Source organism: Natronomonas salinimetallica, assembly GCF_013839515.1.
Lineage (GTDB): Archaea > Halobacteriota > Halobacteria > Halobacteriales > Haloarculaceae > Natronomonas.
Genome location: NZ_JACDNQ010000002.1, coordinates 68,424 through 86,929, shown reverse-complemented (window position 1 = coordinate 86,929; position 18,506 = coordinate 68,424). Strand labels below are relative to the sequence as shown.

The 18,506-nt window shown below is 65.0% G+C and carries 23 protein-coding genes and 1 tRNA gene; 11 read left to right on the top strand and 13 right to left on the bottom strand.

The annotated features are described in order from the left end of the window. Nucleotides 1-115: 115 nt before the first annotated feature. Nucleotides 116-448, top strand: a complete 333-nt coding sequence (locus HZR14_RS01710; RefSeq protein ID WP_181691144.1) for a 2Fe-2S iron-sulfur cluster-binding protein — start codon at nt 116-118, stop codon at nt 446-448. 60 nt (nt 449-508) lie between these two features. Here the strand turns inward: HZR14_RS01710 and HZR14_RS01705 are convergent, their stop codons facing one another. After that, nucleotides 509-796 (bottom strand): DUF7967 family protein, encoded by a 288-nt coding sequence (locus HZR14_RS01705; RefSeq protein ID WP_181691143.1) that lies wholly within the window; start codon nt 794-796, stop codon nt 509-511. Nucleotides 797-899: 103 nt separating this feature from the next. Next, complete coding sequence (locus HZR14_RS01700) at nt 900-1,244, bottom strand: thioredoxin family protein (RefSeq protein ID WP_181691142.1); 345 nt, start codon at nt 1,242-1,244, stop codon at nt 900-902. Between the two features lie 212 nt (nt 1,245-1,456). On the opposite strand from HZR14_RS01700, the gene HZR14_RS01695 reads away from it, so the two are divergent. After that, nucleotides 1,457-1,741 carry a DNA-directed RNA polymerase subunit L gene (locus tag HZR14_RS01695; RefSeq protein ID WP_181691141.1) on the top strand — a complete coding sequence of 95 codons (285 nt, stop codon included), beginning with the start codon at nt 1,457-1,459 and terminating at the stop codon, nt 1,739-1,741. Nucleotides 1,742-1,783: 42 nt separating this feature from the next. On the opposite strand, the gene HZR14_RS01690 is transcribed toward HZR14_RS01695, so the two are convergent. Together HZR14_RS01690 and hisF are read right to left on the bottom strand one after the other, a co-directional pair. Further along, complete coding sequence (locus tag HZR14_RS01690) at nt 1,784-2,599, bottom strand: hypothetical protein (protein WP_181691140.1); 816 nt, start codon at nt 2,597-2,599, stop codon at nt 1,784-1,786. A gap of 90 nt (nt 2,600-2,689) precedes the next feature. Beyond that, nucleotides 2,690-3,505 carry an imidazole glycerol phosphate synthase subunit HisF gene (hisF, locus tag HZR14_RS01685; RefSeq protein WP_181691139.1) on the bottom strand — a complete coding sequence of 272 codons (816 nt, stop codon included), beginning with the start codon at nt 3,503-3,505 and terminating at the stop codon, nt 2,690-2,692. 120 nt (nt 3,506-3,625) lie between these two features. Here hisF and HZR14_RS01680 point away from each other — a divergent pair, with 120 nt between their 5' ends. From HZR14_RS01680 to HZR14_RS01670, 3 genes are all read left to right on the top strand, one after another. Then, the gene (locus HZR14_RS01680; RefSeq protein WP_181691138.1) at nt 3,626-4,045 is read left to right on the top strand and encodes an EamA family transporter; all 420 of its coding nucleotides are present in this window, start codon (nt 3,626-3,628) and stop codon (nt 4,043-4,045) included. Nucleotides 4,046-4,131: 86 nt separating this feature from the next. Beyond that, nucleotides 4,132-4,701, top strand: coding sequence for a thioredoxin family protein (locus tag HZR14_RS01675; RefSeq protein ID WP_181691137.1), 570 nt, complete (start codon nt 4,132-4,134; stop codon nt 4,699-4,701). 169 nt (nt 4,702-4,870) lie between these two features. Beyond that, on the top strand, nt 4,871-5,545 hold the full coding sequence (locus tag HZR14_RS01670) for an O-methyltransferase (protein WP_181691136.1): 675 nt from the start codon (nt 4,871-4,873) through the stop codon (nt 5,543-5,545). 292 nt (nt 5,546-5,837) lie between these two features. Here HZR14_RS01670 and HZR14_RS01665 read toward each other — a convergent pair whose 3' ends face one another. From HZR14_RS01665 to HZR14_RS01635, 7 genes are all read right to left on the bottom strand, one after another. Then, complete coding sequence (locus tag HZR14_RS01665) at nt 5,838-6,278, bottom strand: arsenate-mycothiol transferase ArsC (RefSeq protein ID WP_181691135.1); 441 nt, start codon at nt 6,276-6,278, stop codon at nt 5,838-5,840. A 40-nt stretch (nt 6,279-6,318) separates the two neighbouring features. Beyond that, complete coding sequence (locus tag HZR14_RS01660) at nt 6,319-7,332, bottom strand: phosphate signaling complex PhoU family protein (protein ID WP_181691134.1); 1,014 nt, start codon at nt 7,330-7,332, stop codon at nt 6,319-6,321. A gap of 2 nt (nt 7,333-7,334) precedes the next feature. Beyond that, nucleotides 7,335-8,000 (bottom strand): phosphate signaling complex protein PhoU, encoded by a 666-nt coding sequence (gene phoU, locus HZR14_RS01655; protein WP_181691133.1) that lies wholly within the window; start codon nt 7,998-8,000, stop codon nt 7,335-7,337. A 2-nt stretch (nt 8,001-8,002) separates the two neighbouring features. After that, nucleotides 8,003-8,881, bottom strand: coding sequence for a phosphate ABC transporter ATP-binding protein PstB (gene pstB, locus HZR14_RS01650; protein ID WP_181691132.1), 879 nt, complete (start codon nt 8,879-8,881; stop codon nt 8,003-8,005). 1 nt (nt 8,882) lies between these two features. Next, nucleotides 8,883-10,652 (bottom strand): phosphate ABC transporter permease PstA, encoded by a 1,770-nt coding sequence (pstA, locus tag HZR14_RS01645; RefSeq protein ID WP_181691131.1) that lies wholly within the window; start codon nt 10,650-10,652, stop codon nt 8,883-8,885. Further along, a complete protein-coding gene (gene pstC, locus HZR14_RS01640; RefSeq protein ID WP_181691130.1) occupies nt 10,653-11,627 on the bottom strand; it encodes a phosphate ABC transporter permease subunit PstC in 975 nt (324 codons plus the stop codon). It abuts the gene before it with no gap. Nucleotides 11,628-11,738: 111 nt separating this feature from the next. Beyond that, a complete protein-coding gene (locus HZR14_RS01635; RefSeq protein WP_181691129.1) occupies nt 11,739-12,785 on the bottom strand; it encodes a PstS family phosphate ABC transporter substrate-binding protein in 1,047 nt (348 codons plus the stop codon). Between the two features lie 358 nt (nt 12,786-13,143). Between HZR14_RS01635 and HZR14_RS01630 the strand changes: the two genes are divergently transcribed. The 4 genes from HZR14_RS01630 to HZR14_RS01615 all read left to right on the top strand — a co-directional run bounded on the left by HZR14_RS01630 (nt 13,144) and on the right by HZR14_RS01615 (nt 15,712). Then, a complete protein-coding gene (locus tag HZR14_RS01630; RefSeq protein ID WP_181691128.1) occupies nt 13,144-13,935 on the top strand; it encodes a DUF7260 family protein in 792 nt (263 codons plus the stop codon). A gap of 161 nt (nt 13,936-14,096) precedes the next feature. Continuing rightward, complete coding sequence (locus HZR14_RS01625; RefSeq protein ID WP_181691127.1) at nt 14,097-14,846, top strand: DUF47 domain-containing protein; 750 nt, start codon at nt 14,097-14,099, stop codon at nt 14,844-14,846. A 70-nt stretch (nt 14,847-14,916) separates the two neighbouring features. After that, nucleotides 14,917-15,156: a hypothetical protein gene (locus tag HZR14_RS01620; protein ID WP_181691126.1), complete on the top strand. Its 240-nt coding sequence runs from the start codon at nt 14,917-14,919 to the stop codon at nt 15,154-15,156. 100 nt (nt 15,157-15,256) lie between these two features. Next, nucleotides 15,257-15,712 (top strand): YbhB/YbcL family Raf kinase inhibitor-like protein, encoded by a 456-nt coding sequence (locus HZR14_RS01615; protein ID WP_181691125.1) that lies wholly within the window; start codon nt 15,257-15,259, stop codon nt 15,710-15,712. A 245-nt stretch (nt 15,713-15,957) separates the two neighbouring features. Here the strand turns inward: HZR14_RS01615 and HZR14_RS01610 are convergent. Then, nucleotides 15,958-16,031, bottom strand: a tRNA-Lys gene (locus HZR14_RS01610). 123 nt (nt 16,032-16,154) lie between these two features. Between HZR14_RS01610 and HZR14_RS01605 the strand changes: the two genes are divergently transcribed. Further along, on the top strand, nt 16,155-17,612 hold the full coding sequence (locus HZR14_RS01605; protein ID WP_181691124.1) for a DHH family phosphoesterase: 1,458 nt from the start codon (nt 16,155-16,157) through the stop codon (nt 17,610-17,612). Here the strand turns inward: HZR14_RS01605 and HZR14_RS01600 are convergent. Next, nucleotides 17,609-17,902 (bottom strand): PRC-barrel domain-containing protein, encoded by a 294-nt coding sequence (locus HZR14_RS01600; RefSeq protein ID WP_181691123.1) that lies wholly within the window; start codon nt 17,900-17,902, stop codon nt 17,609-17,611. The two genes, HZR14_RS01605 and HZR14_RS01600, sit on opposite strands and share 4 nt — an antisense overlap. A gap of 156 nt (nt 17,903-18,058) precedes the next feature. On the opposite strand from HZR14_RS01600, the gene trxA reads away from it, so the two are divergent. Next, a complete protein-coding gene (gene trxA / locus HZR14_RS01595) occupies nt 18,059-18,457 on the top strand; it encodes a thioredoxin (protein WP_181691122.1) in 399 nt (132 codons plus the stop codon). Nucleotides 18,458-18,506: the final 49 nt, after the last annotated feature.

Here is an 18,506-nt window from a genome sequence, read left to right as displayed (position 1 = left end):
GACCACGCTATGACGGAGAGCGCGAACGACCGAGGCCACGTTATCCGGACCCGACGGCGCGAGAGGCCACACCCGGAGGTAAAGAGTTTTGTCCGGGTTGGTCTAACCCATCGGTATGACAGAGTACACCGTCGAGTTCGTCGGGACCGGCGAGGCGATCACGGTCTCGGACAAACAGACGATCCTCAAACGCTGTATCGAGGAGGGCATCGCACAGGAGTACTCCTGCCGCGTCGGGATGTGCCTGGCGTGCTCGGCCGAGATTATCGAGGGCGAGGTCGCCCAGCCAGCCGCACGGGCGTTGACGGAGGAGGAGCGAGAGTCGTATGCGCTGACGTGCATGGCGCGCCCACAGTCGGATCTCAAACTCGAACGGGGCAAGTATCCGCCGAGTATCGAGGACGTCGCCGCGACCGATGGGTCGGAGCCGACCGCGGCGGACGACTGACGGGGACTGTCGTCGGGTATCGGCGCGTATCGAGCCGGATCGGTACTCGCCGATCCCCCGTTACAACGGATCGCCGGGGTCGTGTTTTTCGGCCATCCGATCGGCCTCGGCCGCGTACCGCTCGCGCCGGTCGGGATCCTCGACGACGCCGAGATCCGAGGGATCGACGTCGAGGCTGACCGGCGTCTCCCGTCGCGTCCCGGTGAAGCTCGTCAGCGCGCGCTCCTTGCGGAAGTCCCGGCGACCATCGGGCGTCGCGTAGGTGATGATGATCAGGTTCTGTTCGTCGTCGGAGTAGGTCCGTTCGACCATCCAGACTCGGGTCGTCCCGGACGTTGTATCGGTCATCGTATGAGTCACTGTAGCGGCCGTAGTGTTCGCTCGAGCGCGTCGGGGTCAGCCTCCGTCAAGACCGCGTGGATCGGCCGGTCACGGCGGGGGGGGGGGGACGTCACTCGGTGTAGCGATCGATCACGTTCGAGAGCTGTTCTTCGGATTTCATCCCGACGAGCTGTTCGACGTTCTCGCCGTCGGCAAAGAGGAACAGCGCGGGGATCCCCTGGACGCCGAACTGGGAGGCGAGCCCCTGAAACCGGTCGACGTCGACTTTCACGACGGCGGCGTCGGTGTCGGCCGCGACCGACTCGATCGCCGGCTCCATCATCTGACACGGACCACACCAGTCGGCGTAGAAGTCGGCGAGGACGACGTCGTACGTCGATACCACATCGTCGAGATCGCCGTCGTCGCTCAGGTGGATCGGTTCGGTCGGGACGGGTTCTGCTTTGGAACTCATCGCTTCGGAGTAGCGCCCGCGGCGGTATAATAGTTTTGGGTGAAATTTACAATACTATACACAAAGGGCGGCTCGCGTCGGCTACCCCCGGACGGCACCTGATCATCGGGGCGTATCAAGGGGAAACGTGTCAGGAGAGAGCGTGTCCGAGGAGTCGGTCTGTCACCGAGGCTCCGTAACGCTCATACGGCCGATACGCGTACCGTCCGGTAATGGACCTCCGTGTCATCGAGAACCTGGAGACGGAACTGTCGATCGAAGTACAAGGCGAGGACCACACCTTCATGAACGTCCTGAAGGGGGCACTGCTCGAAGTCGACGGCGTCACGACCGCGACCTACGATATGAACCCCGAACAGTCGGGTGGCCAGACCGACCCCGTCGTTACGCTCAAAACGGACGGCAGCATCGACCCGCTCGACGCCCTCGAGGCCGGGGCGGCCGGTGTAAAGACGAAAGCCGACGCCTTCGCCGAATCCTTCGAATCCGCGGCCTGATACCGCCGGACGTACTTTCGAATACGGCCGGCGACCGACCGGTCAACAGGCGAGATAGCCGACGAACACCGTCCCGTCCGGCCCGACGTGGACATCGATTCCCTCGGCCCTGCGATCGTCGAGGGCGGCCTCGCGGACGTCCCCGTTCGACAGCAGCCGATCGGCGAGCGCCTCGGCCACGGCCGACTCGCCGTCGTACGCAGTGATATCGACGTCCGGCTCCGCGATTCCGAACGTCGGGGAGGTACCACACTGGGGATCGAACGCTCCGAAATCGGGAACCGTCCCGTCGTACTCGGGGTCGTATCGGTCGGCGACACGGTGGCGGGTCGCGTACTCGGCGAACGCGTCGAGACCGTCACCGCGTGCCCGCTGGGCGCTCCCGGCCGCCGCTCGTTCGGCGTCGAGACTCCCGTGGAGTTCCGCTTCGACGACGGCGAGGTCGAGTCCCGCGCTCGTATCCGCATCGCCCGGCGCGTCCGGAGGGGCCGGCGGCCCCGTGAGGCCCGGAAGCGGAACGACGCCCGCGAGGACGAGCCCGACCAACACGAGGACGGCGACGATGCCGAACAGGTACGGCTTGCCGACGGAGAGGTAACCGGGGATCGAGACGTCCTCGCTCAGGTCGGCGCTGCCGGCCTCGCGCTTCTCGAGGACGTGGTTCCCACAGCGCGAACACGGCGGCGAGTGTTTGACGTGTTCGCGTCCGCAGTTCGTACAGACCCACACGAGTGATCCGCTCTCGAACGGGGAAGCCGATCCCGCAGAGACCGGTTCGAACACCTCGTGTCCGCAGGTCCCACAGGGCGGGTCCTCGGAGTCGTATTCCCGGCCACACCATGCACACTGCCATTTCACCGGCGTACGTACACCGCCATCTTGGTGCCCGCACCGACGCTCCCGACGGGATAAAAGCTTCTGTTCGCCGAACCCACGGCCGCCACACCGCTAGAGCCGAACGGGGATCCCCTGCTCGTCGAGGGTTCGTTTGACCTCGTCGACGGAGTACTCCTCGAAGTGGAAGATCGACGCGGCGAGGGCGGCGTCCGCACCGGCGTCGGTAAACACCTCCTCCATGTGTTTCGGGGAGCCACACCCCGAGGAGGCGATGACGGGCGTCGAGACGTTGTCACAGACCGCCTTCGTCAGCGGGACGTCGTAGCCGTCTTTGGTCCCGTCGGCATCGATCGAGTTGACGAAGAGCTCGCCCGCGCCCCGGCCTGCGGCCTCGCGAGCCCACTCGACGACGTCGATATCGGTTCCCTCGCGGCCGCCCTTGACGGTACACTCGAACCAGCATGATTCGCCGTCCACCTCGGCGTAGTACTCGCCCGATTCGTCGAAGCGCCGCCGGGCGTCGACGGAGATGACGATACACTGACTGCCGAACGCCTCGGCACCCTCCTCGATCAGTTCGGGGCGTTCGATCGCACCGGTATTGATAGACACCTTGTCCGCGCCGGCCCGAAGCGTCTCCTTGATGTCGGGGGTCGTCCGGATGCCGCCGCCGACGGTCAGCGGGATGAAACACTCGTCGGCCACCGCCGAGACGGTGTCGAGCATCGTCTCCCGGCCCTCCGCCGACGCGGTGATGTCGAGAAAGACGAACTCGTCTGCGCCGGCCTCGTTGTACTTTTTTGCGAGTTCGACGGGGTCGCCGGTGTACTCGAGGTCCTCGAAGTTGACCCCGGTGTAGACGGCTGCCTCCCCGTCGTCGTCCACATCGACGTCGATACACGGGATGATCCGTTTCGTGAGCGTCATCTGATGTGTGTGCGTTGGCTGTGACCGGGTTTGACGGTTTCGAAAGCACCGGTGAGAACGTCGACAGCGATCTTCGCGCGTCGTTGACGTGATACGTATGCAGTACCTCCGGGGAGACGTATGCAGTACCTCTGGTATGCGCTGGTTGCGCTCGTCGCCTACGCCGCGGTCGCACCGTTGACGAAGGTCGCGATGCAGGAACTCCCGGCGGACACCGTCGCATTGGTGACGAACGGGATGCTCGTGGTCGGCACGCTCACGCTCGTGCTCGCGACCGACCGGCCCTTCCTCTCGGCGCTGACCCACGAACGGGCCCCGTACATGTACGCCGCCGGGGCCTGTCTGACCGTCGGCATCCTCGCGTACTACAGAGCGCTCGCGGGCGGGCCGGTCAGCGTCGTCGTCCCGATCTTCGGGCTCTTTTTGGTCGCCAGTTCGGTCATCGGGATCGTCGTTCTCGACGAAGCGCTGACGGTTCGGAAGGGCGCCGGCATCGTCCTCGCGGTCGTGGCGGTCTTTTTGACGACGTTCGAGGGGTGAACGCGGTCGGGCGCCTCCGGACGACGGGGGGGGATGGGCCGACCGATCGAGGGATGGTTTTTTTCCGAGGGGCGCAAAGACCGCCCATGGCACGCGAATCAGACGCGGACGAACTGGAGTACGGCGACCGTGCCCCCGAGTTCGAACTGCGGGAGACCGACGGGCGGACCTACAGTCTCGGGGCGTTCGACGACCACGACGCCTTGCTCGTCGTGTTCATGTGCAATCACTGCCCGTACGTGCAGGCGAAGTTCGAGACGATGAACGGGATCACAGAGGAGTACGACGGCGTCGCCGTCGTCGGGATCAACCCCAACGACGCCGGGGAGTACCCCGAGGACTCCTTCGAGAAGATGGTCGAGCGCGTCGAGCGCGGCGAGGTCGATCTCACGGCGTATCTTCGCGACGGAACGGCCGCCGTCGCACGGGCCTACGGTGCGGTCTGTACGCCCGATCCGTTCTTGTTCGAAAACGACGACGACACGTTCCGGCTGGCTTACCACGGCCGCTTCGACGACGCGATGACCCCCGACGACGAGCCCTCCGGCGAACCGGGGGGCGACATGCGCGATGCGATCGATGCCGTCCTCGCGGGTGAAACGCCGGAGGAGACGTTTCTGCCCTCCCGTGGCTGTTCGATAAAGTGGCCGAAATGAACTCCCCCGCCCTCCGCCGCTCGGTGTTTCGACCTCGCTCACCCCGCACGGGCCGGGGGCGTTCGGATACCCGGAGGGACCACCGGTCCCGCACGACGTGCGGCCGGAGCCGCCGCCTCGAAGCCGCAGATACCGCTTTTATGTCCTCACGGCCCTTCGGTCCGGTCGCATGACAGTTCCCGACGACATCGACGCCGTCGCCGCGACCGTCGGCCCCGCACCGGACGCGGTGCTCTCCGAGATGGACCGACGCGCCGAGGAGACCGGCTTTCCCACCGTCGGACCCGCCGTCGGCGGGTGGCTGCGGGCGCTCGCCGGCCTCGCCGACGCCGAACGGGTCTTCGAGTTCGGCTCCGGGTTCGGCTACTCGGCCTATTGGTTCCTCGGCGGGATGGCCGACTGCGGCGAGATCGTCCTCACCGAGGTCGACGCCGGCGAACTCGATGCGGCCCGCGAGTATCTCGACCGGGGCGGCTACGCCGACCGGGCACGGTTCGAGTTGGGGGACGCGATCGAGACCGTCGAGGGCTACGAGGGCCCCTTCGACGTCGCGTTGATCGACAACGAAAAACACCGGTACGTCGAGGCGTTCGAGGCGATCCGCCCGAAGCTTTCCGTCGGCGGCCTCGTCGTCGCCGACAACGCGATCGAAGGCCCTCACGGGTTCGAGGCGGTGTACGACAGACTGGTCGACGGCGGCGACGGCGGGCGACCCGGCGATCCACACGCCGAGGCGGCCCGCGGTATCGCGGTCTATCTCGATCACGTCCGGTCCGCCGAGGGGTTCGAGACGACGCTCCTGCCGCTCGGAGAGGGACTCGCAGTTACCCGACGGCTTCGGTGAGACTGCCGGCGGTCCCGATGGCACGCGATTCGTGCGCCGGTGAGGGAGGCGGTGGGACTGTTCGGTCCTCCGCCGGGGATATATACTGGTGGCCGAAATCAAATAAAATCGACTCACGAGTGATCCGCCGTTCGCTCCGTCGAGCGGCGTGATCCTCGTGCGTCGTGTGTACATTCTTTTGTCCGTCAGTATAGTAGAGATTGGAAGACAATATACACTCGATCGCACGGCGGCAGTGCGATCGATGTGTACATAGTTGCGATGTCTACTATACCATGGCACACGAAATCCACTACCGATGCCCGAGGTCGGCCTCGACCTCGTCGAAGAGGTCCTCGACGCGCTTTTGTACCGTATCGCGGATCCGGCGGGCCTCGTCGAGGTCGGCCCCGTCGGGGTCGTCGAGCGCCCAGTCACGGACGTCGACGTCCGCATCGGCGTCGAGTTCGAGCGTCGAACAGCCCATCGTCGCGACGACGTCGCAGGCTCCGAGCTCCTCGGACGGTACCTTCCGGGGCGTCCGATCGGAGAGGTCGATCCCCGTGTCCGTCCCGTTCATGACCCGGACGACGACGTCGTGGACCGACTCCGCCGGATGCGTGCCGCCGGTCACGATTTCGACGGCTTCCTCGAGGCCGCGCCGCGTCCGTTCTCGCTCCGCGAACGCCGTCGCCATCTGGCTTCGGCCCGCGTTCTGTACGCAGACGAATCCGAGTGTGTACGTGTCTGTCATGTCGTTTTGATGGTGTCGTCGAGTTCCGGTTTGTGCGGATTCACTGTCGTTCTGCGATCCCGGCGAGCGTCGCGATCTCGGCGACGTTCCCGCCGTATTCGGCCGTCCGTCTCACGCTTTCGAGCACGCGCCCGTGAAGGTACGTTCCGTCCCGATCCGCCCCATAGAGGTCCCGATCGAGGTCCTCGATACGATCGACGACGTCGTCGCGACGGATCAACGCCTCACCGGTGTTGCCGTCCAGAGCCGCCCGGACGACCCGTCTGGCGTCGGTCGCAAGCTCCTCGAAGCGGTCGCCGAGATCCGGATCCGGCGGACCGTCCCGCCTGATAGCGACGTCGGCGATGAGTTCGGCGTGATCCGCGATCCGCTCCAGCTGTCTGGCCGTCCGGAACCGGGTGAACGCGATCCGGCGGTCGATCCCGAGTTTATCGATCTCGCGGACGTCCGTCAGCGCCCGGTAGAACTGGCGACTGACGAGGGCGAACAGCCGGTCGACGTCGTCGTCGCGCGAGACGACGTGGCGGGCGAGCTCCTCGCTGTCGTCGTCTGCCCCGATCACGGCCCGGATTGCGTTCTCGTGCATCGACAGCGCGATCCCCCGGAGTTGGTCGATCGTCCCGTCGAGTGAGACTTCCGATGGATCGAGCAGGCTCCGTGCGACGATCTCGTGGTCGGTCTCGGAGGAAATCTCGATCCCAACGAGGCTCGTGATCGCGCCGCTCGCGATCCGCCGTTCCGTCGAATCGAAGCCGGTGTCGGACTCCACGACGACCTCGTCGGCACCGGCGGCGTAGGCCGCTTCGATCTGTTCGGACAGCGCGTCCTCCCCGACGGCCTCGACGTTGATTCGTGCGTGCCTGATGACCCCGTCCCGGTCCGGTTGGGCGACGACCAGCCGATCCTCGAAAGGGTATAGATACACCGGAGAGCCGGAGCCGATATCACGTGCGTTCGCCCACGCTTTCGGGATCGAAACCGTATACGTCGATCCACCGGTGACCTGTATTTTCCGTTCTATCGGGCCGCTTCCGTCGCCGATCGGTCGGGCCATGGTCAGTAGATCAACCCCGCGTCGCTATCGATCATATACACCGTCCGAGCACAGATGTTCACCGCGTGATCGCCGACGCGTTCGAGATCACGGACCGTCAAAAGCAGCCTCGAGACGTCGTCCATCACCTCGTCGGCCTCGTCGCCGTAGTCCGTCCGGATCAGATCCTCGACGACGGCGTCGCTTGCCGCCGAACAGAGGTGATCGATCTCGTCGTCACGTTCGGCGACCTCGCTCGCCAGTTCGGGATCGCCGGCCTCGTAGGCGTCCATTGCCTCCATGAGCATCCCCCCGGTTTCGGTGCCGATGTGGATGAGGTCGATCTCCGGGTAGCGTTCGCGCTCGGCCGCGATGGTGTATTCGGCGAGGTTGACCGACAGGTCACCGATCCGCTCGAGATCGGTGATGATCTTGAACGACGAGGCGACAAAGCGGAGATCGCTCGCGACCGGCTGTTGGAGCGCGAACAGGTCGATGCAGTCGCTTTCGAGGTCGAGATACCGTTCGTTGATTTCCTCGTCGCCGTCGATGACGTCCTCGGCGAGCGATTCGTCTTTCGTCTCGAGAGCCCGCAGCGCCGCGTCGTAGCGGTCGATGACGGTATCGCCCATCGCCACGACGTTCCTGCGGAGGTCGTCTAACTGCTCTTGGTACTCTACTCGTGCCATAGTCACCCGAACTTGCCGGTGATGTAGTCCTCGACGCGGTCGTCGTCGGGGTTCTCGAAGACCGTCGTGGTGTCGTCGAACTCGACGAGTTCCCCGCCGGTGAGGAAGACGGCCGTCTTATCGGAGATCCGGGCGGCCTGCTGCATGTTGTGAGTGACGATGACGACGGTATAGTCTTCGACCAACTCGTCGATGAGGTCCTCGATCTTCGAGGCTGCGACGGGGTCGAGCGCCGACGTCGGTTCGTCCATCAGGACGATCTCGGGATCGGGTGCGATCGCTCGGGCGATACAGAGCCGCTGTTGTTGGCCGCCCGAGAGCGCGAGTCCCGACTCGTCGAGTTGGTCTTTGACTTCCTCCCAAAGCGCCGCCGCGCGCAAGGACTCCTCGATCCGGTCCTCGGTGACGTCTCGTCCCTGTACTTCGAGCCCGTAAGCGACGTTGTCACGGATGCTTTTCGGGAAGGGATTGGGCTTTTGAAACACCATCCCGACCTTCCGGCGCAACGCCACCGGATCGACGTCGCTGTCGTAGATGTCCGTCCCGCGCAGCGTGATAGTTCCCTCGACGCGGGCGACGTCGATGAGGTCGTTCATTCGGTTGACACACCGCAGGAACGTCGATTTGCCGCAGCCGGAGGGACCGATCAACGCGGTCACCTGGTGTTCGGGGATCTCCATCGAAACGTCGTCGATCGCCCGTTCGTCCCCGTAGTACACGTCGAGGTCGCGGGTCTCGACAACCGTCTCGTTGGAGCCGCCGTGTCCGGTCGATCCGGTAGCACGAACGTCGGTCCGAACGAGTGAATCGTCCGGATCCGACCGTGTCTCACCGCCCGCGTTGGTCTGTGCTTCGGTATCGGGTACGTCGTTCTGTGACATGTTAGGTGCCTCGTTCCATCTTGTTCCGAATGATGATCGCGGTCGCGTTCATGCTGAGCAGGACGATGAGAAGCGTCACAACGCCGGCCGCGACGACCCCGTATCGGAACTCCGCCTGGGGAAAGTCCGACCACGCGAAGATCTGCATCGGCATCGCACTGAACCGACTCCAGACGTCGTTCGGCGCGCTGAAGACGGTCGTCGCAGCGCCGATCATGATGAGCGGCGCGGTTTCGCCGATCGCCCGCCCCAATGCGAGGATCGTACCGGTCAAAATCCCCGGCAGCGCCTCGGGCAATACGACGTTTTTCGTCGTCTGCCAGCGGGTCGCCCCCATCCCGTAGGAGGCCTGCCGGAGATCGTTCGGCACCGACCGGATCGCTTCCTGGGCCGAGATGACCGTGATCGGCAGGATGAGAAGCGATAGCGTCAGCGAGGCCGTCACGGCCGTCCCGAACCCGAACCCGAGCAGGTTCGCGAACAGGCCGAGCCCGAGCAGCCCGTAGACGACGGAGGGGACGGCAGCCAGGTTTGCGATGTTGATCTGGATGATTCGGGTTATCCCCCCCACGATCCCGGTGTCGGCGGTATACTCTTCGAGGAAGACGGCCGCGCCGACGCCGAGGACGAACGACAGTAGCGCGACGATCGCGATAATGATGACCGATCCGACGATCGCGGGGTACAAGCCGGCTTCGACGGCGTTTCGCGAGGGGGCCTCCGTGACGAAGCCCGGATCGAGCCACGGATCCGGGGCGGGGATCCCGAATGCCCCGACGATCGCCGCGCCGGCGAGGGCGCCGCCGCCGAGAAGCACCGGTAGCGCCAGTCCGGACAGCCCCTCGCCGGATTCCACGGTGCGATGTAGGTACGTGGCGGTCGGCGCGACCGTAGCCGCGAGCACCAGCACCGTCGATCCGTCCGGAAGGGCCGAGGAGCCGAGCGTCGTCCCGAGGCCGGCGGCCACGAGCGAGACCACGCCGACCGCCGCGGCCGATTCCCGGCTCGCGCCGCGCGAACCGACGAGCGTGGCGGCGGCGAACGCGATCGGCACGCCGAACGTCCACGCGAAGATGAGCGGCGACGTCGGGTACGTACGGATCACGTTTCGGAGGAACGCGGCCGCGACGACGCCGACGACACCGATCGGAACCGATAGTCCGGCCAGCCGGCCTGCGCCCCGAAGGCCGCCGTAGGCGCGAACGAGGCCGGCCGGGAAGATCCCGAGCGTGTACACCAGAAACCACAGCCGCATATCGAACACGATGAACAGCATGGCGACGGCGGTGCCGAGTGTGGCCCCACCGACGGGTCGGCCGAGCAGGCCGAAGCCGGTCCGGCCGACTGGTTTCTGTGCACCGGCGAAGAGAACGTATCCGACGACCGGAACCGCAACGACGAACAGATACGCGACCGGCCACGTGAGCCGCGGGATCGGCCGAACGAGGAGCTCGATCGCCTCGAAGGCGACGGCCGTTCCGAGGAGGCCGCCACCCAACGCGAGCACCGTCCGTCCGAGCAGTTCCCGGTCGCCGGCGCTGTACAGACAGAACCCGATGAAGGGGGCGACGAGCGTCAAAAAGTACGTGAGGAGCCACTCGGGGCTCGCGTTGGCGAGATCGAACGCGTCGACGAAGACGTACACCAACAACGCCGCCAGCGCGAGGATGCCGATCACCGATGCGCCGAAGGAGAGATACCGGAATGCGATGCCTTTGATCCGGCTGACTTCCCCGAAGCCGGAGTCGGCGGTGTCCCGTTCGACCGCCATTCAGTACTCCTCCCGATATCGTTCGGCGATGAGGTCACTCAGTACGTTCATAATCAGCGTGACGACAAAGAGGGCCAATCCGAGCGCGAACATCGCGTCGTAGGGGACCGTTCCGCCGGTGAGGTCGCTGCCGGCGATCTGTACCATCGAGACGGTGATCGTCATCCCCGGGTCGAAGAGGACGTCGCCCGGGTGGATGTACGGAATCCCGAGGATCGCCCGCTGAACGTCGGGCATATTCGCCTGTGCGCCCATCGCGACGACGACGATCATCGTCTCGCCGATGGCACGCGAGATGGCGAGGATGTACGAGGAGGCGATCCCCGACAGCGACGCGGGAACGACGATGCCGGTCGATACCTCGTACTTCGTCGCGCCCAGGCCGTACCCCGCCTGTCGCAGCGAGTCCGGGACGGCGCTCATCGCGTCCTCGCTGATCGAGGACACCATCGGGATCGTCATGATGCCGACCATGAGCGACGCCGACAGCGCGTTGAACGTACTCATCTGGGGAAACAGGGTCGCCTGCAGCGCCGGTGTGACGTACACGAGCGCGAAGTAGCCGTAGACGACCGTCGGGATGCCCGCGAGCACCTCCAACATCGGCTTCAGTATCGACCGGAGACGCGACGTCGCGTACTCGCTGAGGTAGATCGCGGTGAGCGTCCCGATCGGGATCGCGATTAACGCCGCCGTGATCGTCACGGTGAGCGTCCCGATGACGAGCGGGACGATACCGAACACCTGCCCGCCACCCAGCGGATTCGGACTCCACTCGGTCGAAAACAGGAACTCGGTGGCCGGCACCTGCATGAAGAACGCGAACGCATCGGAGAGCAGCGTCACGAAGATCGCGATCGTCGTCAACAGCGTGACGGCGGCACACGCGACGAAGACGCCGCCGTATCCGGTCTCTTTGATGCGCTCGATGCCGCTCGATCGCTGGAGGTCCGGCGCCTCAGTACCGCTGCTCACGAGCCATCACCTTCGTTGGGGCATACAGCGGAGTGTGGTGTCTCCCGCACGGCTGGGAGCCGTCGGACCGTCGGCGGTGGACAGAGGGGACGCCGGATCATCATACATGTACTATTGTGCTTCTTCGATCGCGTCTTCAAGCTTCTGCATCTGTTCTTCTTTGACGTCCTGCGTCGCCGGTACGTAGCCGACCTCCTCGGCGACGATCTGCTCGTTGTCGGTCTGACTGACGAAGTACCGGGCGAAATCGGCGACGTGGTCCTTGGCGAGCGACGACATCGAGGGGTACGTGAACAGCGGCCGCGACAGCGGCTGGTACTCGCCGGACGCCGCCGTCTCGAGGCTCGGTTCGACGGGCCCGTTGCCGTTATCGATCGCGACGGGCGTGATCTGATCTTGGTTCTGATACCAGTAGGCGAAGCCGAAGTAGCCGATCGCGTACTCGCTGCCTTCGACGCCCTGGGCGATCGTGTTGTCCTGCTCCGTCGCCTGGTAGTCGTCGGTGTGGCCGGCCTCCGCGCCCTGGACGTTCTCGACGAAGTAATCGAAGGTACCGGAGGTGTCCGCGGCCCCGTATCGCTCGATCTCCTCGTCGGGCCACTCGTCGCGAACGTCGCTCCACGTTTCCGCTGCGCCCTCCTGCCAGATCTGTGCGAGTTCGTCGATGGTCATCTCGGTCGCGAAGTCGTTGTCGTTGTTGATAACGACCGTCAGGGCGTCGGTCGCGGCGATCAACTCGATGTACTCGACGTCGTTTTCCGAGCAGAGGTCCTGTTCTTCCCCCTTGATCGGCCGGCTCGCGTTGTTGAAGTCGGTCTCACCGACACAGAAGTAATTCGAGAAGCCACCGCCGGATCCGGTAGAGCTGATGTCCACGCTGACGTCGGGGTTCTCCTCCGAGTACTCCTCGGCGACGGCGGACATCAACGGGAAGACGGTACTGGAGCCGGCGATGTTGATCGCCCCGGAGAGCGATTCCGACTCGCTGCCGCCGGACATGTCGTTTTCGCCGCTACCGTTTCCGTTTCCGCCGGACGTCCCGTCACCGTTTCCGTTGCCCTCGGTCTCGGTACAGCCGGCCACGGCGAACGCGCCCGCACCGCCGATTGCTTTGATCGCGTTACGCCGCGTCAGTCCGTCGAAGTGGCTTGGTGCCATCACCTGCTGATTTCCGAGATAGGCATAAAGAGGATGCTATGAGTACTGTAGATCGGTCTCTACTGGTTCGATTGAAACTATTCCACAATCGAGTGCTATATAGACATATTTATTTTTGCGTGGTGAGCGAGAACGGAACGATCCACTACCGACGCGACATCGAGACGGGTTCCGCACCACGGGGGAGAAACGCTCGGAGGAACCGACGGATGACGGCCCGTACCGTGGCAGTGTAACGGCCCGTACCGTGGCAGTGTAACGGCTCACGCCATGCCGATACGTACGGCCATATATAGCTACGTCCGGACCTATATCCCAATTACGACCGTTTATCACGTAGATCGACCCTCCGACAGGTATGGACGCGTCCGCCACTCGAATCGACGTCGACGACCGGCTGGCAGCGGCGGTGTCGGAACTCCGGCGCGAGCGACGGCGGATCTCGGACGAACTCGAGGCCCTCGAGGCGTTCGCGGATCGGGTTCGCTCGATTCCGACGGAGCGATACACGCCCCGAAACCGACAGCCAGTCGGGGTGTCGGCCGGCGTATCGAGCACCGCGACGGGGCTCCGGCGGGTTCGGGAGGCCTACGAATCGACGCTGATGAGCGCCCCACACTACGTCGAAGAGTACGACGACACCTACGTCGAGAGCCTCGCCGAGGAGTTCTCGCCCGATATCGCCTCGGCGCTCACCGACGGCACCGTGTTCAACGGCCGGTGCAAGCGAGCGCTGTTGTCGGCGGTCGAAACCTCCCAATCCGCCCGCGAGTCGCTCGTCGACGCCGTTGACCGCGAGCGGAAGTCGGTTCTCGAGGCACAGTCCGAACTCGAGGCACTCGCGGCGGAGTGTGCCGACCTCGACTCGGCCGAGTTCGGGGAGATGCGGTTCGGCACCCTCGACGCCTACCGGGCTCGGCTGCGCGTCATAGCGAAGAACTGTGCGGCGCTCTCCGACCGACGACAGGACGCGATCTTCGATCAGCGGCGCATCCAGCGACTCCCCGGCGACGTCCCCGACGTGACCGTGTACTTGTATCAGGACCTCGACGTCGACTATCCGGTGATGTCGCTCGTCGCGGAGCTGTTGGAGACGGTCGCGGAACACAGACGGCGGGTCGAACGAGCTATGTCGAACTGCGGAGGGTGATGCCCGAATCGTTCGGCACCGACGTACGCCCGTCCTCGCAGGGAAGCAAGCGGTCCCCGTACGTAGCGCAATATAGCACTACGTCCGGTTTACACCCCGTATCGGGCGCTATCGAGGGGTCATAGCAACCGCCTTTAACCGACCGGAGGGAGGGACGGACGATGAGAGCGGATCACCCGATCGCGTTCGGCCGGCGTCTCGACGCGACGACCCGGCGGTATCTCGGACGGCTCGCGGACTGTGTGGCCGCGCTTCCCGTACTCCTCGGACGCTACGGGGAGGGACGGGCCTACCGGCCGATCCTCGCCCGGATGCGGAACGTCGAGAGCGACTGCGACGGGCTCAAACTGGAACTCGGGCGACTCCTCACCGACGCGGCCGGAAGGGATACCGGGGGGGTCGCGGAGTGGGATCACCGCCATACCGACCGGATGCTCGAACTCTACGAGCGGCTCGATACGATCGCGAACGCCGCAGAGCAGTTCGCCGGGGAACTCCTCGCCATCGCGCCGACGCGCCGCGGGGACTGCCTCGGGGGCCTCTCGCGTATGGCGGAGATCGCCGTCGCGGCGATGGACGAACTCGAACGCGTCGTCGGAGAGTTCATCGGGGCGTTGATCCGGCCCGACGACGGTGGATCGATCACGGAGGGGGTGAGCACGATCCGCGCCCTCGAAGGCGAGGCCGATACCGTACGGGATGAGGTCATCGAGGCGGCGTTCGGCCGCGAGGGTGACGGAACCGCCGTCGCCTACCGCCAGCTCGCGGTGCTTTTGGACGGCGTCCTCGACGCGATGGAAGACGTGACGGACCGGATGCATCTGACGACGGGGGTCGAGGGGTGGCCGGAGATCGAGATCTATCCCGACTGCGACTACCGACCGCTACGTCGGGATACGTTCCCCTCCTAGCAGCCCTGATAATGCTCGAAGATCGAGGGGCGAACGCATGGGATCCACGTCCGGGCACCGACGCCGAACGATGACGGGAAGCGGCCTCACAGTAGCTGCTGTGTCCCCGGCCACCGGGGGTGTCGCTTCGGCGGCCGGGGGTGTCGCTTCGGCGGCCGGGGGCGGCTACGCCGATCCGGACCTGATCGTACTCATCTTTTTGTTGGGATTTTGTCTGTTGTACGCGCTGGTCTTGGCCGTCGGTGCGCTCGCCGAGCGTGATCGAACCGCTCCGGATGGGGGATCCGATTCAGTATCCGAACGGCCGTAGGTCGCGTGAGTTCGTACGTCCGATCGGCACAAAGATATAGTATCCCGGGATCGAAGCCGCTGTCGGAAAGCGACACCCCTCAACCGGAGGAACAACACAGATGAACGAACTCACACTCACGAGCCCGGCGTTCGCGGACGGCGGACGGATCCCCGAACAGCACGGCTACGAGGCCGAGAACGTGAACCCACCGCTGGAAATCGAGAACGTCCCCGACGGGGCCGAGTCGCTGGCTCTCGTCGTGGACGATCCCGACGCGGTCGAACCGGCGGGGAAGGTATGGGATCACTGGGTCGTCTGGAATATCCCACCCGGGACGGCGAGGATCCCCGAGGGGTGGACGCCGGAGGACGCGACGGAAGGAGCGAACGATTACGGCGAGACCGGCTACGGCGGACCGAACCCGCCGGACAGAGAGCACCGATACCGGTTCGAACTCTTCGCGTTGGATGCACAACTCGAACTCCCGCCAGGGACGGACGCCGATGCCCTCCGTTCGGCGATTGAGGATGCCGTGATCGAACGGACACGGCTCGACGGGACGTATCCGGCGTGATCGGGCGACGACCGCGATCCGGACTGTATGGGGTTTCTCGTCGTGGCGAGCAGACATCGCTTCGCTCGGCACTGCTTGGTGGCATTCAAAACACGGGCCGCCCTGCTCCTCACGTCCGTTCGTCGCAAAAACGGGCCGAGGGGGATTTGAACCGGACGAAAACGGTCGCTCACGCCGTTCGCGCTGCGTCTTCCAGGATTCATATCCCGGACCGCCCTGCTCCTCACGTCCGTTCGTCGCAAAAACGGGCCGAGGGGGATTTGAACCCCCGACCGTCTGGTTAAGAGCCAGATGCTCTCCCTGACTGAGCTATCGGCCCTGCGATCAAACGTACCGGCGGTCGCTTGAAATACGTTGCGTTCCTCGGACCGATGGGGAGTGTCTGCCACGGCAGGAACTGGACGGTCGTATTAAGTGATAGTACCCCTTCGTTGGCGGTATAATGAGCACCGCGATCTCGATGGCGTCGATGTCGACGTATGCGATCCTCGGGTGCGGTAGCGTCGGTCACGCCGTCGCGGAGGAGTTAGTCGCGGAGGACAAAGACGTCCTCATCCTGGATCAAGACGAGGGGCGCGTCGGAGCGCTCAGAGACCAAGACCTCGACGCGCGCCGTGCCGACATCCACGCCGAGGCGGCCGCCGAAGCCGTCGCCGACCGCGACGTCGTGTTGATTCTCTCGCCGGACGTCGACGCGAACCTGGCCGCCGTCGAGAACCTCGGCGACAGGGAGGGCGATCGGTTTATCATCGTCCGGGCGTCCGACCCGGTCATGGCCGACGAGCTCCGGGCGGCGGGTGCGGACGTCGTCATCAACCCCTCCGCCGTCATCGCCGACTCGGCGCTCCGTGCGCTCGAACAGGGCGAGCTCGAATACAAGGCGACACAGCTGTCGGATCTCCTCGACGGTGGGGACTCCGTCGGGATCCTCGCCCACCGCTCGCCCGGCCCGGACTCCATCGCCTCGGCGGTCGCTTTACAGGCCATCGCCCGCTCGCGCGATGTCGAAGCCGACATCCTCTATGAGGGCGAAATCGGCCACCAGGAGAACCGGGCGTTCGTCAATCTGCTCGGGATCGAGCTCGTCTCGCTGGCCGAGACGAACCTCGAGGAGTACGACACGCTCGCGTTGGTCGACTGCGCGAAGGCGACGGAGCCGGTCGTCGACGGCGACGTGGATATCCTGATCGACCACTTCGAGCCGGAGGTCGACTACGGGGCCACGTTCAGCGACATCCGGTCGAACGTCTCCTCGACGTCGACGATCATGACCAAGTACGTCCAGGAGTTCGATCTCAGCCTCTCCGAGGAGGTCGCGACCGCGCTGTTGTACGGGATCAGAGCCGAGACGCTCGATTTCAAACGGGACACGACGCCCGCCGACCTGACGGCGGCAGCGTATCTGTACCCCTTCGCGAACCACGACACGCTCGAACAGGTCGAGTCGCCGTCGATGAGTCCCGAGACGCTCGACGTGCTCGCCGAGGCGATCCGGAGCCGCGAGGTGAAGGGTTCGCATCTGGTCTCGAACGCCGGGTTCATCCGCGACCGGGACGCCCTCTCACAGGCGGCCCAACACCTCCTCAACCTGGAGGGCATCACGACGTCGGCGGTGTTCGCCATCGCGGACGATACGATCTATCTTGCGGCCCGCTCGAAGGACATCCGGATCAACATCGGCAACGTGCTACAGGACGCCTTCGAGGAGATCGGCGAGGTTCGGGGGCATTCGACGGACGCCTCCGCGGAGATCCCGCTCGGCATCTTTACCGGGCTGGAGATCACCGGCGACAACCGGGAGACGCTGTTACAACTCACCGAGCAGGCGGTCCGCTCGAAGCTCTTCGAGGCGATGGGCGTCGAAAGCGGGAGCAGTAACGACGGGTCGAACGGCAGCTAGGCCGCCGCTTCCTCGCCGTCCGGTTCGCTGAGACGTTCGACCACGTCGTTGACGAGTACGACGTCGCCGACGGCCCGGACCCACCGGTACGGGACGATGACGCCCTTCGAGCCCGAGAGGCGGGTCTCGAACAGCTCCCGATTGACGTCACCCAACGCGAGGCCGGTGACGGCTTCGCGCTGGAGGTCCAGTTGGATGTCCTCGATCTCGCCGACGAACACACCGTTGTTCGAATACACTTCCCGGCCCACGAGCGACGTGATCTCCTGTGGCGTCGATTCTGTCTCCATGGAGGCGGGTCGTCTCGGCTCCCCTTAACTGTTGTCGGTGGACGGCCCGATGAAACGACGGTTGTGCACAGTCCCCCGGCGGTGGTCCGTTCCGGGATCGGCGTCGGCGGCACACACCCCCGAAGGAATTAATTTTCTCACTGCCGTACCGTGTCTATGAGCGATACGGAAGACATCGAGGAAATCCGGAGACAAAAACGCGAGAAGCTGGCCGCGAGGGCGGAATCGCCCGAGTCGCCGGAGGAGCCGATCGACGTCGGGGGGGCAGGGCACTTCCAGGAGCTGCTGGAGGAGCATTCGGTCGTTCTCGTCGATTTCTACGCCGACTGGTGTGGACCCTGCAAGATGCTCGCCCCGACCGTCGCCGAGGTCGCGGCTGAAACCGATGCGACCGTGCTAAAAGTCGACATCGACGCCCACCAAGACCTCGCCACGGAGTACCAAGTCCAGGGCGTCCCGACGCTGTATCTGTTCGCCGACGGCGAGGTGTACGAGCGGATGGTCGGCGTCCAGGACAAGGCCACGCTGGTGGAGGCGGTCGAATCCGCCGCCTGATACCGTTTCCCGCCGGCTCCCGATCGGGGACCGTCGCCCCGTCAAGGGG